We start from the raw sequence: 20,781 nt of genomic DNA, 5'->3' as shown, positions 1-20,781 counted from the left end.
GACGGAAGTCGCGATCCGTAGATTCACTGAATTATCGGCACAGGCCGGCGCGGTGTCCATGTCATGCCGCGCCAAGGTCGTGCCGTGCAGGCGCCGCGACGCTCCGCGATCATGGAGGCCGGGCGTTGCCCGCCGGCCCGAAGTCGGCGAGCATCGGAGGCGCCTCGGCCGTTCCGGCAGCGACGGGAGTGACGGGGATGACGGCGGTGACGGGGTGACCGTGCCGACGTGGCCGAGCCGCCGCATGACGGCGGCGCCCCGGACACGAGCGGCCAGAGGTGTGGAATAAATCATTCCGTTCTGATATTATCGGAATAGATCGTTCCGATCCGCCGATCACAGGTGATCCACAGGAGGACCCCTTGAGCACCGAGATCCGCCCCTTCCGCGTCGAGATCCCCCAGGCCGACCTCGACGACCTCCAGGACCGGCTGACCCGCACCCGCTGGGCCGAGGAACTGCCCGCCGACCCCGACGAGAAGAAGGAGCAGACCGGCCCGGTCCCGCCGGGCTGGGAGTACGGCGTCCCGGCCGCCTACGTCAAGCGGCTCGTCGAGCGCTGGCGCACCGGCTACGACTGGCGCGCATGGGAGGCGAAGATCAACGCTTACCCGCAGTTCACAACCGAGATCGACGGCCAGACCGTGCACTTCCTGCACGTCCGCTCCGCCGAGCCCGACGCCACGCCGCTGATCCTCACCCACGGCTGGCCCAACTCGATCGTCGAGTACCTGGACCTGATCGGTCCCCTCACCGACCCCCGCTCCCACGGCGGCGACCCGGCCGACGCCTTCCACGTGGTCATCCCGTCCATCCCCGGTTTCGGCTTCTCCGGGCACACCCGGGAGCGGGGCTGGAACCGTCACCGCATCGCCCGCGCCTGGGCCGAGCTCATGCGCCGCCTGGGCTACGAGCGCTACGGCGCGCACGGCAACGACGCGGGCTCGCTGATCTCCCCCGAGGTCGGGCGGGTCGACCCGGACCACGTGATCGGCGTGCACGTGAACCAGCTGTTCTCCTTCCCCTCCGGCGACCCGGCCGAGTTCGCGGGCCTGTCGGCGGAGGACATGGAGAAGCTGGCCTTCCTCCAGTCGTTCAACGCGGAGATGTCGGCCTACGCCCAGCTCCAGGCGACCAAGCCGCAGAACCTGGCGCACGCCCTGGCCGACTCGCCCGCCGGCCAGCTCGCCTGGATCGGCCAGCTGCTCGGGGAGGCGGTCGACCCGGACGTGGTCCTCACCAACGCCACGATCTACTGGCTGACCAACACCTCGGCGTCGTCGGCCCGCCTCTACTACGAGGACCAGCACTCCGAGCACCCGGGCGAGCCGACGACCGTCCCGACCGGCCTGGCCGCCTTCGCCTACGACTTCACTCCGCTGCGGCGCTTCGCCGAGCGCGACCACAGCAACATCGTGTCCTGGAACGAGTTCGAGCGCGGCAGCCACTGGGCCGCCCACGACGCGCCCGACCTCCTCATCGGCGACCTCCGCCAGTTCTTCCGGGGGCTCCGCGCCGCCTGATCCCCGGCTTCTCCGCCCCCTGACACCCCTCCGCCGCGCCGGCGCCCCGCAAGGGCCCGGCGCGGCGGAGTCATGTCCGGCCGGCGCGGCGCGAGTCCCGGGCGTCCATGATTTTCTCTCTCAAGTGTTGGAATGAAGCATTCCGTTCTGATAATATCGGAATAGATCATTCCGATCCAAAGGTTCATCGCCCGAAGGACGCCACCATGACCGTCACCGCCCCTTCCGCCCCGGTCCTCGCCCCCGAGCCGCCGAAGCCGGCCCCCGTCGCCCGGCGCTCCCACCGCTGGCTGGGGCTCTTCGCCGTCCTCGCCGCCGACCTGCTCAACCTCCTCGACTCGACCGTGGCCAACGTGGCCGCCCCGGTGATCCGCACCGACCTCGGCGGCTCGCTCGCCACCCTGCAGTGGGTCGCGGCCGGATACACCCTGGCGATGGCGGTCGGCCTGCTCACCGGCGGGCGGCTCGGCGACATGTTCGGCCGCCGGCGGATGATGATGATCGGCATCGCCGGATTCCTCGTCACCTCGGCCGCCTGCGCGCTGGCCGTCTCGCCGGAGATGCTCATCGGCGCCCGCGTCCTGCAGGGCGCGTTCGCCGCGGTCATGGTGCCGCAGTCCTTCGGTCTCATCCGCGACCTGTTCGGCGCCGAGGTCGGCAAGGCGTTCGCCGCCCTGGGGCCGGTCATCGGGATGGCCACGATCCTCGGACCGGTGGTCGCGGGGATGCTCATCGAGGCCGACGTCCTCGGCACCGGCTGGCGCATGATCTTCCTGATCAACCTGCCGCTCGGCGCGTTCGCCCTGATCGTCGGCTGGAAGGTGCTGCCCGAGGCCGAGCCCGTCGCCCGCGGGCAGCGGCTCGACGTGATCGGCGCGCTGCTGGCCGCGACCGGCATGTTCACGCTCGTCTACCCGCTGGTCCAGGGCCACGAGCTGGGCTGGCCCACCTGGTCGCTGATCCTGCTCGCCGCCTCGGTCCCGGTGTTCGCCGCCTTCGTCTGGCACCAGCTGCGCCGCACCCGCTCCGGCCGTACCCCGCTGATCGAGCTGGCCGTCCTCGCCAAGCGCTCCTACACCTCCGGCGTGGCGTTCGCCGTGATCTTCTTCGGCGCGATCACCGGTTTCTCCCTCGCCGTCGGCCTGTTCCTCCAGCTCGGCCTGGGCTACACGCCGCTGGACGCCAGCCTGACGATGATCTCCTGGGCCGCGGGCGCCTTCATCGGCTCCATCTTCGGCGGCACCATGATGAACAGGCTCGGCAGGCACCTCCTGCACATCGGCCTGACCGTGATGACCGCCGGGCTCGTCGGCCTCTACCTGGTCTTCTCCACCGCGGGGACCGATCTGGGCGGATGGGACCTGACCGCCCCGATGGTCGCCTTCGGGATCGGCATGGGCATGATCTTCGTCCCGCTGTTCGACATCATCCTGGCCGACCTCGGCGATCGCGAGATCGGCTCGGCCTCCGGCCTGGTGTCCTCCTTCGAGCAGCTCGGCGCCTCGCTCGGCGTCGCCGTCCTCGGCACCGTCTTCTTCAGCACGGTCGGCCACCGCCCGCACGTGCACGGCTTCCTCGACGCCGCCGGGCTGGTCACCCTGCTGACCATCGGGCTCACCTCGGCGACCTTCGTCATCGGCTTCATGCTCCCCAAGAAGGCCCGCGAGGGCGCCTCGGCGCACTGATCCAGATCAGAAAACAGCCGTGCGGCCCGCGCCCCCGTCCGAGGCGCGGGCCGTACGGCTGTTCTACGTACCCGGCGAAGGAGAAACGGCTAGACTAAGTCTAGCTAGGCCAGATCAGGAGGAGGAGAACATGTCTGCCGGAGCAGCGGAGCAGTTCAACATCCACGAGGCCAAAACCCAGCTCTCCAAGATATTGGAGCGGGTGGAGCACGGCGAGGAGGTGGTCATCTCCCGTGCGGGCAAGCCCATCGCGAAAGTCGTACCACTCAGGACGTCCACCCGTCGTCGTGGCCGGGGATCTCTCCGCGGCACGCTCGCCATGGCCGAGGACTGGGACACCCGCCAGACCAACGAGAGCATCGCCGAGGATTTCGGGCTCTGACCATGCGGCTGCTCCTTGACACCCACGTGATCCTCTGGTGGCTCTCGGACGACGAGACGCTGTCCGACGAGATCAAAGACCTGATCGACACGGAGATCGACGTCTTCGTGAGCGCGGCCACCATCTGGGAGGTGGGCATCAAACAAGCTCTCGGCAAGCTCGCACCGGCGGACTTGCCGGAGCGGATCCTCGACTCCGAGCTGCGGGAGCTTCCGATGACACCCGCGCACGCCCTCACCGCGGCCCGGCTGCCGCCCCTCCACCGCGACCCCTTCGACCGCATGCTCATCGCGCAGGCACGCTGCGAAGGATTGACGCTGGTCACCCGAGACGGGGAGATCCAGAAATACGACGACGTCATGCTGCTCCGAGCGTGACGGTGCGGGCTATGCCGTACGGCCTCGACGAGGGGACCGTACGGCGTGGCCGTGAGATCAGCCGGAGCGGGCGGCCCGCCGTACCGAGCCCGTTATCGGTTTGCCGACGGTGGCCCGCCGCCGGGAGGATCGCTCTCATGAGCCGCCCTCTCGCCCCTGAGATCCCCAGCGGTCCGGTGGCCGTCCCGGAGGTCATCGCCGCACTCGCCGGTGACGACGCCGTCACCCCGGTCTGGTGCAACGAGCTGGGCGGCCTGACCTTCCGGCTCCACGGGACGGGTGGCGTCAGATACGCCAAATGGGTCGCCGCGGGCACCCCCGAGATCGATCTGGCCGGTGAGGCCGCGCGGTTGGCCTGGGCGCGGCGGTGGGTGCCCGTACCCCGCGTCCTGGAGCGCGGTTCGGACGCCGAGGGCACTTGGCTGGTCACCGAGGCGGTTCCCGGGCGCTCGGCGGTGGACCCCCGTTGGAGTGCCGACCCGGCCACCGCGGCGGCCGGGATCGGGCGCGGGCTGCGGCTGCTGCACGACGCCCTGCCCGTCGACCGGTGTCCCTTCGACTGGAGCGTCGAGCGACGGCTCGCCCGCGCCGACGAACGCATCGCCGCCGGGGAGGGGCCGGCCGACTGGTTCCCCGAACACCGGCACCTGGACCTCGCCGAGGCCCGGGGACGTCTCGGCGAGCCTCCCGCGATCGACCGCCTGGTCGTCTGCCACGGCGACACCTGCGTTCCCAACACCCTGCTGCACGATGACGGCCGTTTCGCCGCGCACGTCGACCTCGGCTCGCTCGGTGTGGCCGACCGGTGGGCCGACCTGGCGGTCGCGGCGTGGAGCACAGAGTGGAACTACGGTCCCGGCTACGACGGCGTGGTCTACGACGCCTACGGCATCGACCCCGATCCCGAGCGCATCGCCTACTACCGCCTGCTGTGGGACATGGCCTGAGACGCCCGCCTCCGGCCGTGCCCCGGACGCTGAACGCCGTACAGCCCGCGTCCCGTGATCCGGGGCGCGGGCCGTACGGTGGCGCGGGGGCGGTCAGCCGGTGTTCTGCAGGCCCGCCGCGACGCCGTTGACCGACAGCAGCAGCGTGGACAGGCGGTCGCGCTCGTCCTCCGGCAGGTCCTCCTCGGCGGGCGACCTGGCCACGTTCCTCGGACAGGATCAGCCGACCGCCGATGCTATCGGCAGCGCAGGCCGAGGAACCCGTGGAGCGTCCTGCCGATCTCCTGGACCTCACTCAGATCGAGACGACCCGCGAAGTCCCCGAGGCGGGAGATATCCACAGCCCTCATCTGATCGACGAGAACACGGGTCGTCTTGCCGTTCAGTTCGATCTCGGGGCGGAAGACCGCGGGAGCGGCACTGGTCGAGGTCGGAGCGACGACCAAAGTGGAGAGAACGGCGAAGGCATCCGACTGCAGGACGACGGCGTACCGATCGCCGCGCTGTTCATGACCGACCACATCGCGAGGAGCGCGTACACGATAGACGTCACCACGCATCGGCATCGCCGAACTCCCGCTGTATCGCCCGGATCTCCGCGAGGTCGTCCGGGTCTGCGGCCAGCCTCTCCGCGTCGGCGCGGGCCTGCTCCATCCAGCGGAGCCGTCCTGCGATACGGATCGCCTCACGGACCACGTCATCCGGAGACCTACCGCCAGAAGTCAGCTCGGCGAGAATCCTCTCCGTACTCGCGTCGATCTCAACAGTAAGCATCCCCATATTCTCACTGTAAAGCGTCCGATCTCGCAGACCTTCGCGCGAATTACGTAATCATACAATCACTGTCAGCGACAGTGGTGGAAGGTCGGCTAGAGGTCCCGACGGCACGGCACTTTTCGCGGATGTTCGGGAAATCACCGGATTCCGCCGGCCACGGAAACAGGCCGTTCCCCGAACGCCGTACGGCCGTGCGGGGGCGGTCAGCCGGTGTTCTGCAGGCCCGCCGCGACGCCGTTGACCGACAGCAGCAGCAGCGTGGACAGGCGGTCGCGCTCGTCCTCCGGCAGGTCCTCCTCGGCGCGGAGCCGGGACAGGGCCCGCAGCTGCAGGTGGGAGAGCGCGTCCACGTACGGGTCGCGGAGCTGGACCGCGCGGGACAGCACGCGGCGGTTCTCCAGCAGCCGGGTGTGGCCGGTGATCTCCAGGACCAGGCGGCGGGTCAGGTCGTACTCGGCCAGGACCTGCTCCATGAAGTCGTCCCGGCCGCCGAGCGCGAGATAGCGGGAGGCGATCTCGCGGTCGGTCTTGGCCAGGGACATCTCCACGTTGTCCAGCAGGGAGGCGAACAGCGGCCACTCGCGGTAGGCGGCGCGCAGCTCCTCCATCCCCCCGCTCTCGGAGACGACGGCCTCCAGGCCGCTGCCCAGGCCGTACCAGCCGGGCAGGTTGACCCGGGTCTGCGCCCAGGCGAACACCCACGGGATGGCCCGCAGGTCGTCCAGGGAGCGCGGCGCGCCCAGGCCGCGGCGGGCCGGGCGGGAGCCCAGCCGGAGCGAGCCGATCTCCTCCAGCGGGCTGACCAGCGAGAACCACTCGGGGAAGCCGGGCGCCTCGGTCAGCGAGCGGTAGGCCTTCTCCGAGGCGGAGGCGACCCGCCCGGCCACCGCGCGGAAGCGCGCGGCGGCCTCGGCGGTGCGGGCCTCGACGGCCGGGGTGGAGGCGAGCAGCACCGCGGAGGTGACCTGCTCCAGATGGCGGCGGCCGATGGCCTCGTGGCCGTACCGGGCGAAGATGACCTCGCCCTGCTCGGTGACCTTGAACCGGCCGCCGACCGAGCCGGGGGCCTGGGCGAGCACGGCGCGGTTGGCCGGCCCGCCGCCGCGGCCCAGGGCGCCGCCCCGGCCGTGGAAGAGGGTCAGCGTCACATCGTGCTCGGCGGCCCAGGCCGCCAGCGCCTCCTGCGCCTCGTACAGCTTCAGGGTGGCGGCGGCCGGGCCGAGCTCCTTGGCCGAGTCGGAGTATCCGAGCATGACCTCCAGGCGGCGGCCGTTGACGGCGAGGCGGGCCTGGATGCCGGGGATCTCCAGCATCCCGGAGAGCACGGCGGGCGCGGCGGCCAGGTCGGCCCCGGACTCGAACAGCGGGACCACGTCGAGCGCGGGCGCGCGCTCGCCGAGGGCGTGCCGGGCCAGCTCGTAGACCGCGGCGATGTCGTCGGCCGAGCGGGTGAAGGAGACGACGTAGCGGGAGCAGGCGGCCACGCCGAACCGCTCCTGGATCCAGCCGATCGTCCGGATGGTGGCCAGGACCTCGTCCGTGCGCTCGGAGGTCTCGCCCTCGGCGATCTCGGCCAGCGCGGCGGCGTGGACCTGCGAGTGCTGGCGCACCTCCAGCTCCGCCAGGTGGAAGCCGAACGTCTCGGCCTGCCAGATCAGGTGCTGCAGCTCGCCGTACGCCTGCCGCTTCGCCCCGGCCGCGGCCAGGGACGCCTGGGCCAGGCGCAGGTCGGCCAGGAACTCCTCCGGCGAGCGGTAGGCCAGGTCGAGGCCGCGCTGCCGGGTGGCGGCGATCCGGGTCGCGACGTACAGCAGCCACTGCCGGTGCGGCTCCCGCGGGGAGCGGGTGGCCATCTCCGAGACCAGCTCGGGGTGGTCGTTCTCGGCGGCGGCCAGCGCGGCGCGCAGCTCGGGCGAGGCCGGGGTGTACTCGGCGGTGACGGTGAGGCTGCGGCCGATCCGCAGGGTGGCGTTCTCCAGGGCGATCAGCACGTGCTCGGACTGGATGAGCAGGGCGTCCCTGGTCACCTTGGCGGTGACGTTGGGGTTGCCGTCCCGGTCGCCGCCGATCCAGCTGCCGTAGCGGATGTAGGGGCGGGCCAGCGGCTCGCGCGTGCCGCTGTCGTCGCCGAGCGCGGCGTCCATCGCGCGGTAGACCTGCGGGACCATCCGGAACAGCGTCTCGTCGAAGGCCGCCATCGCGGTCCGGACCTCGTCCAGCGGGTCGAGCTTGGTGTGCCGGAGCTGGGCCGTCCGCCAGAGCAGGTCGATCTCCTCCAGCAGCCGCCGCCGGGTCTCGGCGCGCTCGGAGACGCCGCGCCCGGGGTCGTTGTAGGCGGCGAGGTGACCGCTGATCCGCTGGATCGCGGTGACCACGGCGCGCCGGCGCGCCTCGGTGGGGTGCGCGGTCAGCACCGGGTGCAGCCGCAGCCCCTCGACGAGCTCGGCGACGCGCTCGTCGCCGAGCTCCCGCACGACGTGGCCCAGCGACTCGGGGAGCGGCTCCCCGCCGGTGTCGCGGACCCGGAGCATGCGGATGCGGAAGTGTTCCTCGGCCAGGTTCGCCAGGTGGAAGTAGCAGGTGAAGGCCCGGGCGATTTTGACGGCCCGGCTGATCGGCCACTCGGCGACCATCGCGGAGATCTCATCGACGGAGATCTCCCGTCGACGGGCCGCGATGACGGCCTTGCGGAGGCGTTCGACGTCGGCGAGCAGGTCGTCTCCGCCGTGTTCGGCGATGACCTGGCCCAGGAGCCCGCCGAGCAGCCGCACGTCCGCGCGGAGCTCGTCGGGCATCTCGGTGACAGCGGAAGAACGTTCTGCCTGATGGGGCGCGCTGGCGGACATGCCTGCCAGGGTATCGAGAGCGATTTCGCCGACGCCGACCGGTCTCACCTATTGGACTAGACCAATGGTGAGGGGCTCAGGCGGGCCGGGAGATGGCCCCGAGGATCTCCGGATACCGGGTGAATCCGAGGTTCCCGGCGAGCCTGCGACCGCCCCAGGAGATCAGGATCCCGTACGGCAGGGCGAGCACGCCGGCCCAGCCGAAGCCGAGCAGCTCGGGCAGCACGACGGGCAGCGTCAGCAGAGCGGTGCCGATCATCGCGCCGAACGACGCCGCGAAGGCGATGCCCCCCTGCCCCGGCGCCGCGCCTGTGAAGGCGTTGAGCCGCTCCGGGACGGTGTACGGCAGCAGCACGCTCGTCACCGCGCCCACGCCCAGCCCGACGCCGAGCACGCCCCAGGAGGAGATCATGGCGGGGAACGCCCAGCCGACGTTCCCGGCGAGCAGTCCCGCGATCACCGACAGCACGGTGAGCGCCGGGACCGCGATCGTCGCCACGGCCAGGTGCCGCCCGGCGAGGTCGGTCCGCCAGTCGCGGGCGGTGCCGTACGCCATGGAGTTCATCCACAACGAGCGGCCGTCGATGCCGAAGGAGTTGCACGACTGCAGGCTGATCATCAGGGCGCCGATGCAGGCGGGGCCGATGGCGAGCGCGGGGCCGGGCGTCCCTCCCTCCTGCCCGTTCAGGGAGAAGGCCATGATGCCGGTGACCGCGATGGCGGCGAACCAGCCGACCCGGCCGCGGGGGTCCCGGCGGGCGTACTTGAGCTCCTTGGTGGCGACCGCGGCCAGCTGCCCGTCGGGCAGGACGCGGGCCAGCAGGCCCCGGGAGTTGCGGACCGAGGCGCCCTCGGTGGAGGCGTCCGTGGTCACCAGCGCCCGGCTCAGCGCCGCGATCCAGAGCCGGCCGAGCACGACCACCAGGAGGGCCAGGGCGGCCAGCTCGGCCAGGGCCAGGACGCCGCCGTCGGTGATGGCGTGCGCGGCCATGCCCGGCGGGGTCCAGCGCAACGCCGAGGCCAGGCCGTGCAGCACCGCCAGCGGGTCGCCGCCGATCCCCCGGTTGAGCAGGAGGTTGGGGAGCTGGGCGGCCACGACGACGAGGATCGCCGAGATCGCCAGCACGTCCCGGCCGCGGCGGGTGCGCAGCACGCCGGAGAGGGAGGTGGTGATCAGGCGGGAGGTGACGATGCACAGGGCGAACTGGAGCAGCACGGCGACGACGCCGAGGAGGACGCCGCCGACGCCGTCGGCCAGGCCCACGATCGCGCCGGTGACGGCGATCAGGGTGGCGAGGGGCCAGACGCCGGTGACGGAGGAGGCGAACATGCCGGCCGCGAGCTGCCCGGTCCGCAGCGGGAGCAGCGCGAGCCGGGACGGGTCGAGGGTGTCGTCCAGGCCGAAGGCCAGCAGCGGCACGATCGCCCAGCCGACCAGGACCGCGGTGAACGTCACGATCGCGACGTCCGCCGCGACGTCGGCGGGGGCCAGGCGCAGCGCCGCCATCGCCAGGAAGCCGAAGGAGGCGACGACGATCGCGGCGAGCATGGTGAAGATGAAGCCGAGCAGGCGCGTGGTGTCGCCGCGCAGGTTCCCGGCGATCAGCCGGAGCTTGAGCCGGACGAAGATCGCGGGGCCCACCCGCGCGGCGCCCGTCCCGGGAGCACCCGTCACGGGTCCGCCGGCGGCCGGCGCTGGAGCACCCGTCACGGACCCGCCGGCGGCCGGCGGGGGGCCGGCGGGGCTCACGGGGGACGATCCGTCCGGGCTCATGCCGAGGTCGCTCCCAGCCACGACAGCCCCTCCTCCCCGTTGCCGTTAGCGGGCGCGCCGACCAGGCCCAGGAACGCCTCGTTGAGGCTCCGGCCGCCGCGCACCTCCTCCAGCGGGCCCTGCGCGACGATCTGGCCGCGGTTCATCACCGAGACCCAGTCGCACAGGCGCTCGACGAGGTCCATGACGTGGCTGGAGAAGACGACGGTGGAGCCGGAGGCCGTGTAGCGGCGCAGCACCTCGACCAGGGTGTTGGCGCTGACCGGGTCGACGCCCTCGAACGGCTCGTCCAGGAAGAGCACCTTCGGGTTGTGCAGCAGCGCGGCGGCCAGGCCGATCTTCTTGCGCATGCCGGTGGAGTAGTCGACGACGAGCTTGTCGGCCGAGTCGGCCAGGTCCATGACGCGCAGGAGCTCCTCGGCGCGCCGCTCCACCTCTCTCATGGGGATGCCGCGCAGCTGGCCGTTGTAGGACAGCAGCTCCCTGCCGGACAGGCGCTCGAACAGGCGCAGCCCCTCGGGCAGCACGCCGATGCGGGCCTTGACGGCGACGGGGTCGCGCCAGACGTCGGCGCCGTCGATGTGGATGATCCCGGCGTCGGGACGGAGCAGGCCCGTGACCATGCTCAGCGTGGTGGTCTTGCCGGCGCCGTTGGGACCGACCAGTCCGGCGAAGCTGCCCCGGGGGACCACGAGGTCGACCCCTCCCACAGCCACCTGTTGGCCGAACCTCTTGAACAATCCCTGGGTCCGTACAGCGTCCGCGATGCCCGTCATAGCGCCCACTTTGTCATAGTTTCCTACTGGGGGATCTCTGGCTCTTCCCGGGCAACGAACGGGTCACCCCGATAGTTCGGGATGTCAGGAGACGGTTACTCTTCTGGGCTATGAGCCGGAGCGAGCCCGACGCAGTGAGCGCAGCGGATCGCGAGGAACGAGCGGTCCGCGCAGCGAATGAGGAGTGGTGAGCGACCAATGAGCGCTGAGCCCGTGACTGAGCCCGTACACGCCGAGATCGACATCCACACGACGGCGGGGAAACTCGCCGACCTGGAGCGCCGCCTGGACGAGGCCGCGCACGCCGGATCCGCCCGCGCGGTGGAGAAGCAGCACGCCAAGGGCAAGATGACCGCCCGGGAACGCGTCCTGGCGTTCCTGGACCCCGACAGCTTCGTGGAGTTCGACACGCTGGCCAGGCACCGGTCCACGAGCTTCGGCCTGGAGCGCGAGCGCCCGTACGGCGACGGCGTGGTGACCGGGCACGGCACGGTCGACGGCCGCCCGGTGGCGGTCTTCGCGCAGGACTTCACGGTGTTCGGCGGGTCGCTGGGCGAGGTCTTCGGCGAGAAGATCGTCAAGGTCATGGACCACGCGCTCAAGACCGGCTGCCCGGTGGTGGGCATCAACGACTCCGGCGGGGCCCGCATCCAGGAGGGCGTCGTCTCCCTCGGCCTCTACGCCGAGATCTTCAAGCGGAACGTGCACGCCTCCGGGGTGATCCCGCAGATCTCCCTGATCATGGGCCCCTGCGCGGGCGGCGCGGTCTACTCCCCGGCGCTCACCGACTTCGTGCTCATGGTGTCGGAGAAGTCGCACATGTTCATCACCGGACCGGACGTCATCAAGACGGTCACCGGCGAGGAGGTCACCTTCGAGGAGCTCGGCGGCGCGCACACGCACAACTCCCGGTCGGGCGTGGCGCACTACGAGGCGAGCGACGAGGCCGACTGCCTGGAGTTCGCCCGGGCGCTGCTGTCCTATCTGCCCTCCAACAACATGGACGAGGCCCCGGCGTTCGACGCCGACCCGGTCCTGGAGGCCACCGACGAGGACCGCGAGCTCGACACGCTGATCCCCGACTCGGCCAACCAGCCGTACGACATGCACGAGGTGATCACCCGCGTCCTGGACGACGGCGAGTTCCTGGAGCTGCACGCGCAGTTCGCGCCGAACATCCTGGTGGGCTTCGGCCGGGTCGAGGGACGCCCGGTGGGGGTGGTGGCCAACCAGCCGATGAGCTTCGCCGGCACGCTGGACATCGCGGCCTCGGAGAAGGCCGCGCGGTTCGTGCGCACCTGCGACGCCTTCAACGTCCCGGTCCTGACCTTCGTCGACGTCCCGGGCTTCCTGCCGGGCACCGACCAGGAGTGGAACGGGATCATCCGCCGGGGCGCCAAGCTGCTCTACGCCTACGCGGAGGCGACCGTGCCGCTGGTCACGGTGATCACCCGGAAGGCGTACGGCGGCGCCTACGACGTCATGGGCTCCAAGCACCTCGGCGCCGACGTCAACCTGGCCTGGCCGACCGCCCAGATCGCCGTGATGGGCGCGCAGGGCGCGGTCAACATCCTCTACCGGCGCGAGCTCGCCGCCGCCGCGGAGCCGGACGCCGAGCGGGCCCGGCTGATCACCGAGTACGAGGACACCCTCGCCAACCCGTATCTCGCGGCCGAAAGAGGGTATGTGGACGCGGTGATCCGACCGTCCGACACCCGCGTGCAGATCGTCCGCGCCCTCCGCGCCCTGCGCAACAAGCGCGCCACCCTGCCGCCGAAGAAGCATGGGAACATCCCGCTGTGACGCACTTGAAGATCATCAATGGGGACGCGACTCCAGAGGAGATCACCGCAATCGTGATCGCCCTCGCATCACGGACGATTCCGCAGACTAAAGTCACGCGAAAGTCGGAAAATTGGCGCAACCCCGCACATTACCTACGAAAGCCTCTTCCACATGGACAAGGGGCATGGCGATCAAGCGGCTTGCCAAGATAGATCCGCGGAACATGGTGTCAAGTCGCGCGAGAGTTGGGACCATCTAAGAAATGGGCGCATATAGTCAGCCGATCAGCTAGTCACGAGGCCTGGAGGACGACATGGCCATCCTTGACCTCACTACCCGTCCCATCACCGCGAAATACGCCGTCCTCGTCGACGTCGGATATCTGTACGCCGCGGCGGGAGAGGTGCTGCTCGGTGCCAAGGAGCGCAAGGAGTACCGTGTCTCCGCCGACGAGCTGATCCAGGCGCTGCAGAAGCACGCGGAGGCCCGCATCCAGGGGGAGCTGCTCCGGATCTACTGGTACGACGCGGCCCGCGACCGCGTGCCGACCGTGGACCAGCGCGTCATCGCCCAGCTCCCCTGGGTCAAGGTGCGCCTGGGCAACCTCAACGCGCGCGGCCAGCAGAAGGGCGTGGACGCCCAGATCAGGAGCGACCTGGAGGCCCTGGCCCGGCACCACGCGGTGAGCGACACGATCCTGCTGGCCGGCGACGAGGACATGGTGCCGGCGGTCGAGGCCGCCCAGGCCTACGGCGTGCGGATCCACCTGTGGGGCGTCGAGCCGCCCTACGGCACCAACCAGGCCGAGCGCCTGGTCTGGGAGGCCGACACCGTCGAGATCCTCACCGCCGACTTCCTCCGCGACTTCTTCAGCCGCGCCCCCCAGCCCGTTCCGGTCGCCCCGGCCGCACCCTCCCCCGCCCAGGTCTTCGCGGGCCGCTCCCCCGCGACGATCAAGCCCAAGGCGCCGGCCGCCGGCCAGGTCACCAAGCTCGGCCCCAGCCGCCCCCGGGTGGAGGAGGTCGGCGAGCACGTCGCCCAGAAGTGGATCCTCACCCGCGGCCGCGACAACATCCGCGACCTGCTCCCGGGACCGCTGCTGCCGACGGTGATCGATACCGAGCTGCTGATCGAGGCGGAGAAGGAGCTCGGCCACTCCCTGCGCCCGTTCCCCGAGGCCCGCGTCTGGCTCCGCGACGGGTTCTGGGCCCGCGTCTACCGCGAGTTCGACCTGGGGGTCGGCATCTCGTCCAAGTGACGGCCCCCGCCGGGTCCCGGCAAGCCCGCCGGAGCCGGACGGCCGCCGGCTCTCCGAAGCCGATCGGCCCCTGACGGGCGGCCGGCTCCCGGGTACCCCGCCGAGCCCCGCAAGATCGTGACGGTCGCGTCCGATTTCCGCCAGCCGTCCGGGTGGAGCTGCGGATAACGTCTTTCATGTGTCCGTGAGAGAGCTCGACTTCGATTCCTGTTACCGCGCGGTGGCCGCGCGGGACGCCCGTTTCGACGGGCGTTTCTACACGGCGGTCACCTCGACCGGCATCTACTGCCGCCCCATCTGCCCGGCGCGCACGCCCGCCTCGCGCAACGTGCGTTTCTACCGCCACGCCGCCTCCGCCGAGGCGGCCGGATTCCGCCCGTGCAAGCGGTGCCGTCCCGAACTCAGCCCGGGCGACCCCGGCTGGGATCACCGGGGCGACCTGATCGGCCGGGCGCTCCGGCTGATCGAGGAGGGCGCGGCCGACGACGGCGGGGTCTCCGCCCTGGCCGGCCGGCTGCACATCACCGAACGGCACCTGCACCGGCTGTTCACCGCCGAACTCGGCGCGGGACCGCTGGCCGTGGCCAGGACCAAACGGCTGCTGCTGGCCAAGCAGCTGCTCACCGAGACCGGCCTGCCGATCACCGACGTGGCGTTCGCCGCGGGGTTCGGAAGCGTGCGGCAGTTCAACGCGACCATGAAGGAGACGTACGGCTTCACGCCCGGCGAACTGAGGGCCACGGCGGGCGGGCGGGTCTCCGGGGACGCGCTGACGCTCCGGCTGCACCGGCGGGAGCCGTACGACGCGCAGACCCTGATGCGGTTCCTGCGCGCCCGCGCGATCCCCGGCCTGGAGCGCGTCGAGGCCCCGCACGGGCCCGGCGGGCCCACCGCCGCCGGGCTCGGCGAATCCGGCGGTCCGGACGGCTCCGGCGAATCCGGTGGTCCGGACGGTTCCGGGGCCGGCTGGAGCTACACCCGCGCCGTCCCCGGCGGCGTGATCACCCTGACGCCGCTCCCCGGGCACATCCGCCTGGAGGCGAGCATCGACGACACGCGGCGGCTGGCCCACATCGTCGCGCGCTGCCGCCGCCTGCTCGACCTCGACGCCGATCCGGAGGCCATCGCCTCCGCCCTGGGGGAGACCTCGCTGCGCGCGCTCGTCGAGGCCCGGCCGGGCCTGCGGGTCCCCGGCGCGTGGGACGGCTTCGAGGTGGCCGTGCGCGCCGTGATCGGCCAGCAGGTCTCCGTCGCCGGGGCCCGCACGCTCCTGGGCCGCGTCGTCGCCCGCGCCGGGAGACCCGGCGGCCCCCCGGCCGGCGCCCCGGACGGAGCCCCGGCCGGGGAGTCCATGCGCCTGTTCCCCACCGCCGGGGAACTGCTGGAGGCCGACCTGGACGGGCTCGGGATGACCGGGCGGCGGGTGGCCACGCTGAAGGCGCTCGCGGCGAGGGTCGCGGGCGGCGAGATCGACCTGGACGGGGCGCAGGAGCCGGGCGAGGCCGTCGCCGCGCTCCTGGAGGTCCCCGGGATCGGGCCGTGGACGGCCGGCTACATCGCGCTGCGGGCGCTGCGTGACCCGGACGCCTGGCCGGAGGGCGACCTCGGGCTCCGGCGGGCCATGGCGTGCCTGGGCATCCCCGACGACCACGTCGAACGCTGGCGCCCCTGGCGGGCGTACGCCGCCCTGCACCTCTGGAGCTCCGAATGACCCCCGTGACGGCCTCCGCACCGGCGCCGCCTCCGGCGCTCCCCGCACCCCTGACGAGCCCGACGACCGAAGGAGTCACCATGATCGAGGCACAGATCCTCCCCACCCCGGCCGGGCCGCTGGCGCTCCTCTCCCGCGAGGGGGTCATCGTCGCGGCGGGCTTCACCGCCGACCCCGAGGAGATGTTCGCCCGGCTCTCGCCCGCGCTCCGGGCCGAGGGCCTGACCCGGGTCGACGACCTGGGGCAGGCCGCCCAGGCCGTACGGGACTACCTGGACGGCGATCTGAAGGCCCTGGACGCCGTGCCGGTGAGCCAGCCCGGCACGCCCACCCGGCAGCGGCTGCTGACGGCCCTGCGCGAGGTGCCGCCGGGGACCACGATCAGCTACGCCGAGCTGGCCGAGCGCGCGGGCCTGCCCCGCACGGCGGCCCGGGCGGCCGGATCCGCCTGCGCGCAGAACCTGATCGCCCCGTTCGTGCCGTGCCACCGCATCCTGCCGACCGCGGGCGGCTACGGCGGCTACTACTACGGCACCCCGGTCAAGCAGTGGCTCCTGACCCACGAGTCGGGCGTCGCCTGACCTCCGCTCCCGGCACGGCGGGCCCGGGTCCCTCTCGCGGGGGCCCGGGTCCTGCCGGATTCCCCGCCACGAGGGCCCGGGGCCTTCGCCGGGAGGCCCCGCCGCGGCGGGTGGACGCCCGGCAGGCCGGGCCGGGCGGTCTAGCCGCCCTTCCTGACGGTGCTCTGCACCTCGCCCACCGGGACGTCGCGGGTGGCCCCGACCTCGACGGGATCGTAGGCGAAGGGCACCACGTCGTCCTCGACCTCGATCGGCCAGACCGCCGTCACCGTCAGCTCGTAGACCTCGCGGGGCTGGTCGGCCGAGGCGCGCAGGTAGCGCACGCCGCAGGTGAACTCGGCCCCCTTGGCGTACGGCCGGCCGCCCCGGCCGCAGTCTTCCCGGACCTCGGCCCGGTCGGCGGTCGTGCCGGGGTCGATCTCGATGTCGGAGAGGGTGGCGGTCACGGTGGCGCTCATGACGCCCGGGATGGTGGCGGTCACCGACCGGGTGGTCTGGCCGACGCCGTCCAGCCAGACCCAGGTCGGCAGGTTGACGTAGCTCTTGACGTCGGGATTCAGCTTGATCTTCGGCTCGGGCACGGTCAGCGCGGCGCGGGCGATCTCGACGAGCTCCGCCAGGGTGATGCCGCCGGGCGGGGTGGCGCCGGGCGCCGCCCACACGAACGGGTCCAGCCCGTTCCAGCAGGACGTGCCGTCGGGATCGGCGGCGTTGTAGGCGGGCTCCCACCAGCGCCCCGGCTTGCCGATCTTGTCCTTGAACTGCTCGAGGAACTTCTGGAACTTCTCCTCGGTCGGGTTCGGAGTGAAGCGGAACCACCACTCCCGCACCTCCTCCTGCTTCTTCAGCATGTCGGAGGCGTTCCGGCCGGGCTCGTACCAGCAGGGACGCTTGATGCGGTAGCCGTCGCTCCGGCCGCCGAGGCCGTTGCCGGTGATGACGATCTGGGAGTTCCGCAGGCGGACCCCGGCCGTGCGGCCGTCCTGGAACCCGTCTCCGGTCGGCGGCTCACCCGTCGCCGCCGGGGCTCGCCCGGTCTCCGCGGCGGGCGCCGCACCCGCCGTCCCCGGAGCCGCCCCCACCGCGAGCAGCAGGGTTCCCACGGCGATCCCCTTGACGATCATCGTATGCACCTCTCCGCTCGTTCGCTGGGATACAGGGCGTGGCGCAGGTACTGGATCCGGCGGACGCCGTCGCCGTCCTCCCACATGTCGGCGGCGTGCAGGAAGGGCTTGCGCATCCATTCGTCCTGATCTGCGACCGCCCTGCCCGTGCGCGTGTCCACCGTGCGGGTCCGCGACATGTCCACGCACACGTTGAGCCGTACGCCGCGGTCCTCCAGCGGCTCGACCTCGAACCCGTACAGCCGGGTCGTCCCGCGCAGCGCCCGGTGCTTCTCCCGGTAGGCGGACACCCACTCGTAGTCCTGCCGGACCGCGTCCTTCCCCAGAAGGCCGAGATAGGCGGTGTCGCCCGCCCCCGCGCCGTTCTCCCCCGCGGCGATCACGCGGAGGGATCCGGCGTAGTAGTCGCGGAAGGCGGCGACCATGTCGGCGGTGGCGGGGTCGGCCGCGGCCGGCGGCTCGACGACCACCCGCACGCCCGGCGCCGCCTGGACGGTCTCGGGCTCCGGCGTGCTCCCGGCGGGCGACGGCGAGCCGGAGGCGCCCGCCGGGTCGCCGGGGCCGGACGGGCCGGAGGCGCCCGCCACCCGGTCGGCCGGGACGAACGCCTCATCGGCCGGCGAGGAGCAGCCCGTCAGCCCGGTCAGCGCCAGCGCGATCACGGCACCCACGCCGATCACGCTAGAAGCGCGCGCCGCGCGGGACCAGCGGTATGCGCGGATCGGCATGGCCGCCCGCGTCCCGCCTCCGCCACCCCTCATCTCGGCCTCCACCGGGAAAGCACTCCCTCCGACGTCCCGCCCGCCGATCGCGCCGCCCTCGCCGTCGGCGCGATCGGCGGCGCGCTCACGCCGTACGTGTCTACGCCGTACGTGTTCATGCCGCGTTCATTCCGTACGTGTTCATGCCGTGCCTGTCCGAGCCGTGCCCGTTCATGCCGTGCCCGTTCATGCCGTGCCCGTTCATGAGGTGTCCGCGTGGCGTGCCCGTTCATGCCGACGGAGCCGCGCGCATCCGCCAGGTGGGCAGCAGCTCGTCGATGAGCGCCTCGGTCTCGGGCGCCATCCCGCCGCCGTAGGGATGGGAGGCGGCCCTGCGCTGCAGGGCGTCGGCCACGGCCCGCAGGCGGGCGAGGTCACCGGTCATGTGGGTGGCCCGCAGCAGGTCCCGCCAGAGCCCTTCGTCGTCGGCGGCCAGCAGCAGTCCGGCCCGTACCGCCGCCACCGCCTGGTCGGCCTCGCCGTGCGCCAGCCGTACCTCGCAGAGCCGGTGCGCCGCGTCCGCGACGCTCGCCGTCACGTCGTACTCGAGGTCGTCGGCGGCGAGCCAGGAGTACCGGCCGCGGGGACGGCCGTTCAGCAGCGGTCCGCGCACCAGCCCGAGCGCCTTGTCCAGCAGTACGGCGCGCGCGGCCTCGTCCGCGTGGGACCTCCGGACGAGCTCGCGGAAGAGCGCCCAGTCGGTCCGCACCCCGGGGCCGAGCCGGAGCCGTCCCGCCTCGTCCGTGAAGAGGTTGGGCCGCCCGGCGGCGTCGGAGCCGAGCCAGGCGGCGACGCGGGCGATCGTGGCGTCCCGCACCACCGACTGGACGCCGCGCGGCCACAGGATGCCGCCGAGCACGACCGGGTGCACGCCGTCCGGGTGGGTCGCCAGATAGACGGCGAGCTCGACGGCGAGGTCGGCCCGGCCCTCCTCCAGCGGCGGCGGGCCGGAGACCTCGACGGGGCCGAGGATCCGCACCTCGATCGAGGGGGCCTCGGTGACGGGCTCGCGCTCGGGCTCCTCCGGCAGGGGTTCGCCCTCGAAGCGCCGCGCCGTCGCGAACAGCTCGACCAGCGCGCGGTACTGCCTGCGGGGCAGCAGCTGGGCGTCCACCTCGAAGCCGAGCGCGTCCACCCTGGCCGTGCCCTCCTCGGTGATCTCCCAGGTCCACGTGGCGTGCGGGACGTCACCCGCGACGACGTAACCGGCGGCCGTCCGGGCGCCCTTCCTGGCCAGCACCACCAGCCGCCGGGCCTCCTCCGCGCTCGGCGGGATCGCCGAGAGCAGGTAGTGCGGCGACCAGGCGGGGTCGGCGGCACGGCCGTTGATCCGGCCGGTGAGCACCTCGGCGCCGGTCCCGTGATCGTTCGCCTGCGCCTCCAGCTCCGGCAGGACCTCGGCCAGACCGCCCGCGCACCTGATCCGGTCGGGGGCGATCTCGACGAGCTCCTCCCCGAAGCCGACCAGGGTGATGCGCATCCGGTCCGACCACCGGTTGGTGGCCAGCTCGACGGCGAGCGCGGCCAGGGCCGCGGTGGTCCGGGTCCCCGTGACGACGATCAGCCCGTGCGCCGCCTCCAGGTCGACCAGCACCCGGCCGTCCTCGGTGGAACCGAGCGAGACCAGTCCCGGGTACGGCGCGGGCGCGTCGGCCAGCGCGTGCTCGTCGAGCATCCGGCCCTCGTGCGCGGGCAGCCGCCAGACCTGGCCTCCGTCGTGCGCGCCCCACGGCTCGGGGGCGTCGGAGTCCGGGGGGTGGATCCACAGGTCGAGATGGCGCGGGGACAGGTGGGCGGCGTAGACCGTGGGCGGGACCCGCCCGCCTGCCGCGAGGGACCGGCCGAGGAGGCGCAGCCCCAGGTCCAGCATCCGGCTGCCCGGGGCGTCGGCGCCGAGCCGGAGCGCCAGCTCCGCCTGGGCCGCGTCCTCCCGCGGGCGGGTGATCCTCCGTCCGAACGCCCGGCGCCAGAGCTGCTCCCTGCGCCTGCGGCCGAGCGCCGCCAGCAGTCCCGCCGCCGCGAGCGAGGCCCCCGCCAGGTAGTCCAGCATGCCCGGCGTGCCATCCCGCTCACCGGTCCCGTCCCCGGCCGCCTCCCCGGCGTCCCGCTCGGCGCCCTTCCCGGCCTCCCCGGTCTCCTCGGCGCCCCCGCCTCCGGACTGTTCGGCGCCCTTCCCGGCCTCTCCTGTGCCCTTCCCGGACTGCTCGGCGCCCTCGCCGGTGGACTTCCCGGAGTTCTCCCGTCCTTCTCCATCCGGACTGCCCTGTTCCGCTCTTCCCTGTTCCGACCTGTCCGTTTCTGTGGCGTCGCGCCGTTCCTCGTCCGGTCCCGCGCCGTCACGGCCTCTCCCCTCGGGGCCCGCCGCGCCGTACAGGTCCGCGGGTCTCCCGGAGTCGCGCGCGCCCGCGTCGTCGGGCACGGCGCGGTCGGGGAGGACGGAGGTGTCCGTGCCCGAGGCCGTACCGGTGTCCGAG

19 protein-coding genes are annotated in these 20,781 nt (G+C 72.4%); 10 read left to right on the top strand and 9 right to left on the bottom strand.

Annotated elements, in window-relative coordinates:
- Positions 1 to 362: 362 nt before the first annotated feature.
- The 5 genes from Plo01_RS04225 to Plo01_RS04205 all read left to right on the top strand — a co-directional run bounded on the left by Plo01_RS04225 (position 363) and on the right by Plo01_RS04205 (position 4,914).
- Positions 363 to 1,523: an epoxide hydrolase family protein gene (locus Plo01_RS04225; protein WP_203889153.1), complete on the top strand. Its 1,161-nt coding sequence runs from the start codon at positions 363 to 365 to the stop codon at positions 1,521 to 1,523.
- 206 nt (positions 1,524 to 1,729) lie between these two features.
- The gene (locus Plo01_RS04220; RefSeq protein ID WP_203889152.1) at positions 1,730 to 3,208 is read left to right on the top strand and encodes an MFS transporter; all 1,479 of its coding nucleotides are present in this window, start codon (positions 1,730 to 1,732) and stop codon (positions 3,206 to 3,208) included.
- Positions 3,209 to 3,338: 130 nt separating this feature from the next.
- Positions 3,339 to 3,590 carry a type II toxin-antitoxin system Phd/YefM family antitoxin gene (locus Plo01_RS04215; protein WP_203889151.1) on the top strand — a complete coding sequence of 84 codons (252 nt, stop codon included), beginning with the start codon at positions 3,339 to 3,341 and terminating at the stop codon, positions 3,588 to 3,590.
- A gap of 2 nt (positions 3,591 to 3,592) precedes the next feature.
- Positions 3,593 to 3,967: a type II toxin-antitoxin system VapC family toxin gene (locus tag Plo01_RS04210; RefSeq protein WP_203889150.1), complete on the top strand. Its 375-nt coding sequence runs from the start codon at positions 3,593 to 3,595 to the stop codon at positions 3,965 to 3,967.
- 137 nt (positions 3,968 to 4,104) lie between these two features.
- Entirely contained in the window at positions 4,105 to 4,914 is an 810-nt protein-coding gene (locus Plo01_RS04205) for an aminoglycoside 3'-phosphotransferase (RefSeq protein WP_203889149.1), read from the top strand.
- A gap of 93 nt (positions 4,915 to 5,007) precedes the next feature.
- Here Plo01_RS04205 and Plo01_RS39975 read toward each other — a convergent pair whose 3' ends face one another.
- The 6 genes from Plo01_RS39975 to Plo01_RS04180 form a co-directional block, all read right to left on the bottom strand.
- Positions 5,008 to 5,118: a phosphoenolpyruvate carboxylase gene (locus tag Plo01_RS39975; RefSeq protein ID WP_239315869.1), complete on the bottom strand. Its 111-nt coding sequence runs from the start codon at positions 5,116 to 5,118 to the stop codon at positions 5,008 to 5,010.
- Positions 5,119 to 5,150: 32 nt separating this feature from the next.
- Positions 5,151 to 5,480: a type II toxin-antitoxin system PemK/MazF family toxin gene (locus Plo01_RS04200; protein WP_239315868.1), complete on the bottom strand. Its 330-nt coding sequence runs from the start codon at positions 5,478 to 5,480 to the stop codon at positions 5,151 to 5,153.
- On the bottom strand, positions 5,464 to 5,694 hold the full coding sequence (locus Plo01_RS04195; RefSeq protein ID WP_203889148.1) for a hypothetical protein: 231 nt from the start codon (positions 5,692 to 5,694) through the stop codon (positions 5,464 to 5,466). Before Plo01_RS04195 ends, Plo01_RS04200 begins: the two co-directional genes overlap by 17 nt.
- A 200-nt stretch (positions 5,695 to 5,894) precedes the next feature.
- The gene (locus Plo01_RS04190; protein ID WP_373871667.1) at positions 5,895 to 8,486 is read right to left on the bottom strand and encodes a phosphoenolpyruvate carboxylase; all 2,592 of its coding nucleotides are present in this window, start codon (positions 8,484 to 8,486) and stop codon (positions 5,895 to 5,897) included.
- 127 nt (positions 8,487 to 8,613) lie between these two features.
- Positions 8,614 to 10,212 (bottom strand): hypothetical protein, encoded by a 1,599-nt coding sequence (locus tag Plo01_RS04185; protein ID WP_203889146.1) that lies wholly within the window; start codon positions 10,210 to 10,212, stop codon positions 8,614 to 8,616.
- A 95-nt stretch (positions 10,213 to 10,307) separates the two neighbouring features.
- Positions 10,308 to 11,087 carry an ABC transporter ATP-binding protein gene (locus tag Plo01_RS04180; protein ID WP_203889145.1) on the bottom strand — a complete coding sequence of 260 codons (780 nt, stop codon included), beginning with the start codon at positions 11,085 to 11,087 and terminating at the stop codon, positions 10,308 to 10,310.
- Between the two features lie 198 nt (positions 11,088 to 11,285).
- Here Plo01_RS04180 and Plo01_RS04175 point away from each other — a divergent pair, with 198 nt between their 5' ends.
- From Plo01_RS04175 to Plo01_RS04155, 5 genes are all read left to right on the top strand, one after another.
- Complete coding sequence (locus tag Plo01_RS04175; RefSeq protein ID WP_203889144.1) at positions 11,286 to 12,890, top strand: acyl-CoA carboxylase subunit beta; 1,605 nt, start codon at positions 11,286 to 11,288, stop codon at positions 12,888 to 12,890.
- Positions 12,887 to 13,084, top strand: coding sequence for an acyl-CoA carboxylase subunit epsilon (locus tag Plo01_RS41270; protein ID WP_203889143.1), 198 nt, complete (start codon positions 12,887 to 12,889; stop codon positions 13,082 to 13,084). Before Plo01_RS04175 ends, Plo01_RS41270 begins: the two co-directional genes overlap by 4 nt.
- Before the next feature lie 101 nt (positions 13,085 to 13,185).
- Positions 13,186 to 14,130, top strand: a complete 945-nt coding sequence (locus Plo01_RS04165; protein ID WP_203889142.1) for an NYN domain-containing protein — start codon at positions 13,186 to 13,188, stop codon at positions 14,128 to 14,130.
- A gap of 178 nt (positions 14,131 to 14,308) precedes the next feature.
- Complete coding sequence (locus Plo01_RS04160; protein WP_203889141.1) at positions 14,309 to 15,841, top strand: DNA-3-methyladenine glycosylase 2 family protein; 1,533 nt, start codon at positions 14,309 to 14,311, stop codon at positions 15,839 to 15,841.
- Positions 15,842 to 15,921: 80 nt separating this feature from the next.
- Entirely contained in the window at positions 15,922 to 16,422 is a 501-nt protein-coding gene (locus tag Plo01_RS04155) for a methylated-DNA--[protein]-cysteine S-methyltransferase (protein WP_203889140.1), read from the top strand.
- Positions 16,423 to 16,562: 140 nt separating this feature from the next.
- Here the strand turns inward: Plo01_RS04155 and Plo01_RS04150 are convergent, their stop codons facing one another.
- The 3 genes from Plo01_RS04150 to Plo01_RS04140 form a co-directional block, all read right to left on the bottom strand.
- Complete coding sequence (locus Plo01_RS04150; protein ID WP_203889139.1) at positions 16,563 to 17,546, bottom strand: hypothetical protein; 984 nt, start codon at positions 17,544 to 17,546, stop codon at positions 16,563 to 16,565.
- Positions 17,543 to 18,217, bottom strand: coding sequence for a hypothetical protein (locus Plo01_RS04145; RefSeq protein WP_203889138.1), 675 nt, complete (start codon positions 18,215 to 18,217; stop codon positions 17,543 to 17,545). The genes Plo01_RS04150 and Plo01_RS04145 overlap by 4 nt, the downstream gene beginning before the upstream one ends.
- Positions 18,218 to 18,536: 319 nt before the next feature.
- Positions 18,537 to 20,781: bacterial transcriptional activator domain-containing protein (locus Plo01_RS04140; RefSeq protein WP_203889137.1), on the bottom strand; the 2,245-nt coding region annotated here is incomplete at its 5' end.

Origin of the sequence: Planobispora longispora (genome assembly GCF_016863135.1) — a bacterium.
Lineage (GTDB): Bacteria > Actinomycetota > Actinomycetes > Streptosporangiales > Streptosporangiaceae > Planobispora > Planobispora longispora.
This window is presented reverse-complemented; position numbering and strand designations above follow the sequence as displayed.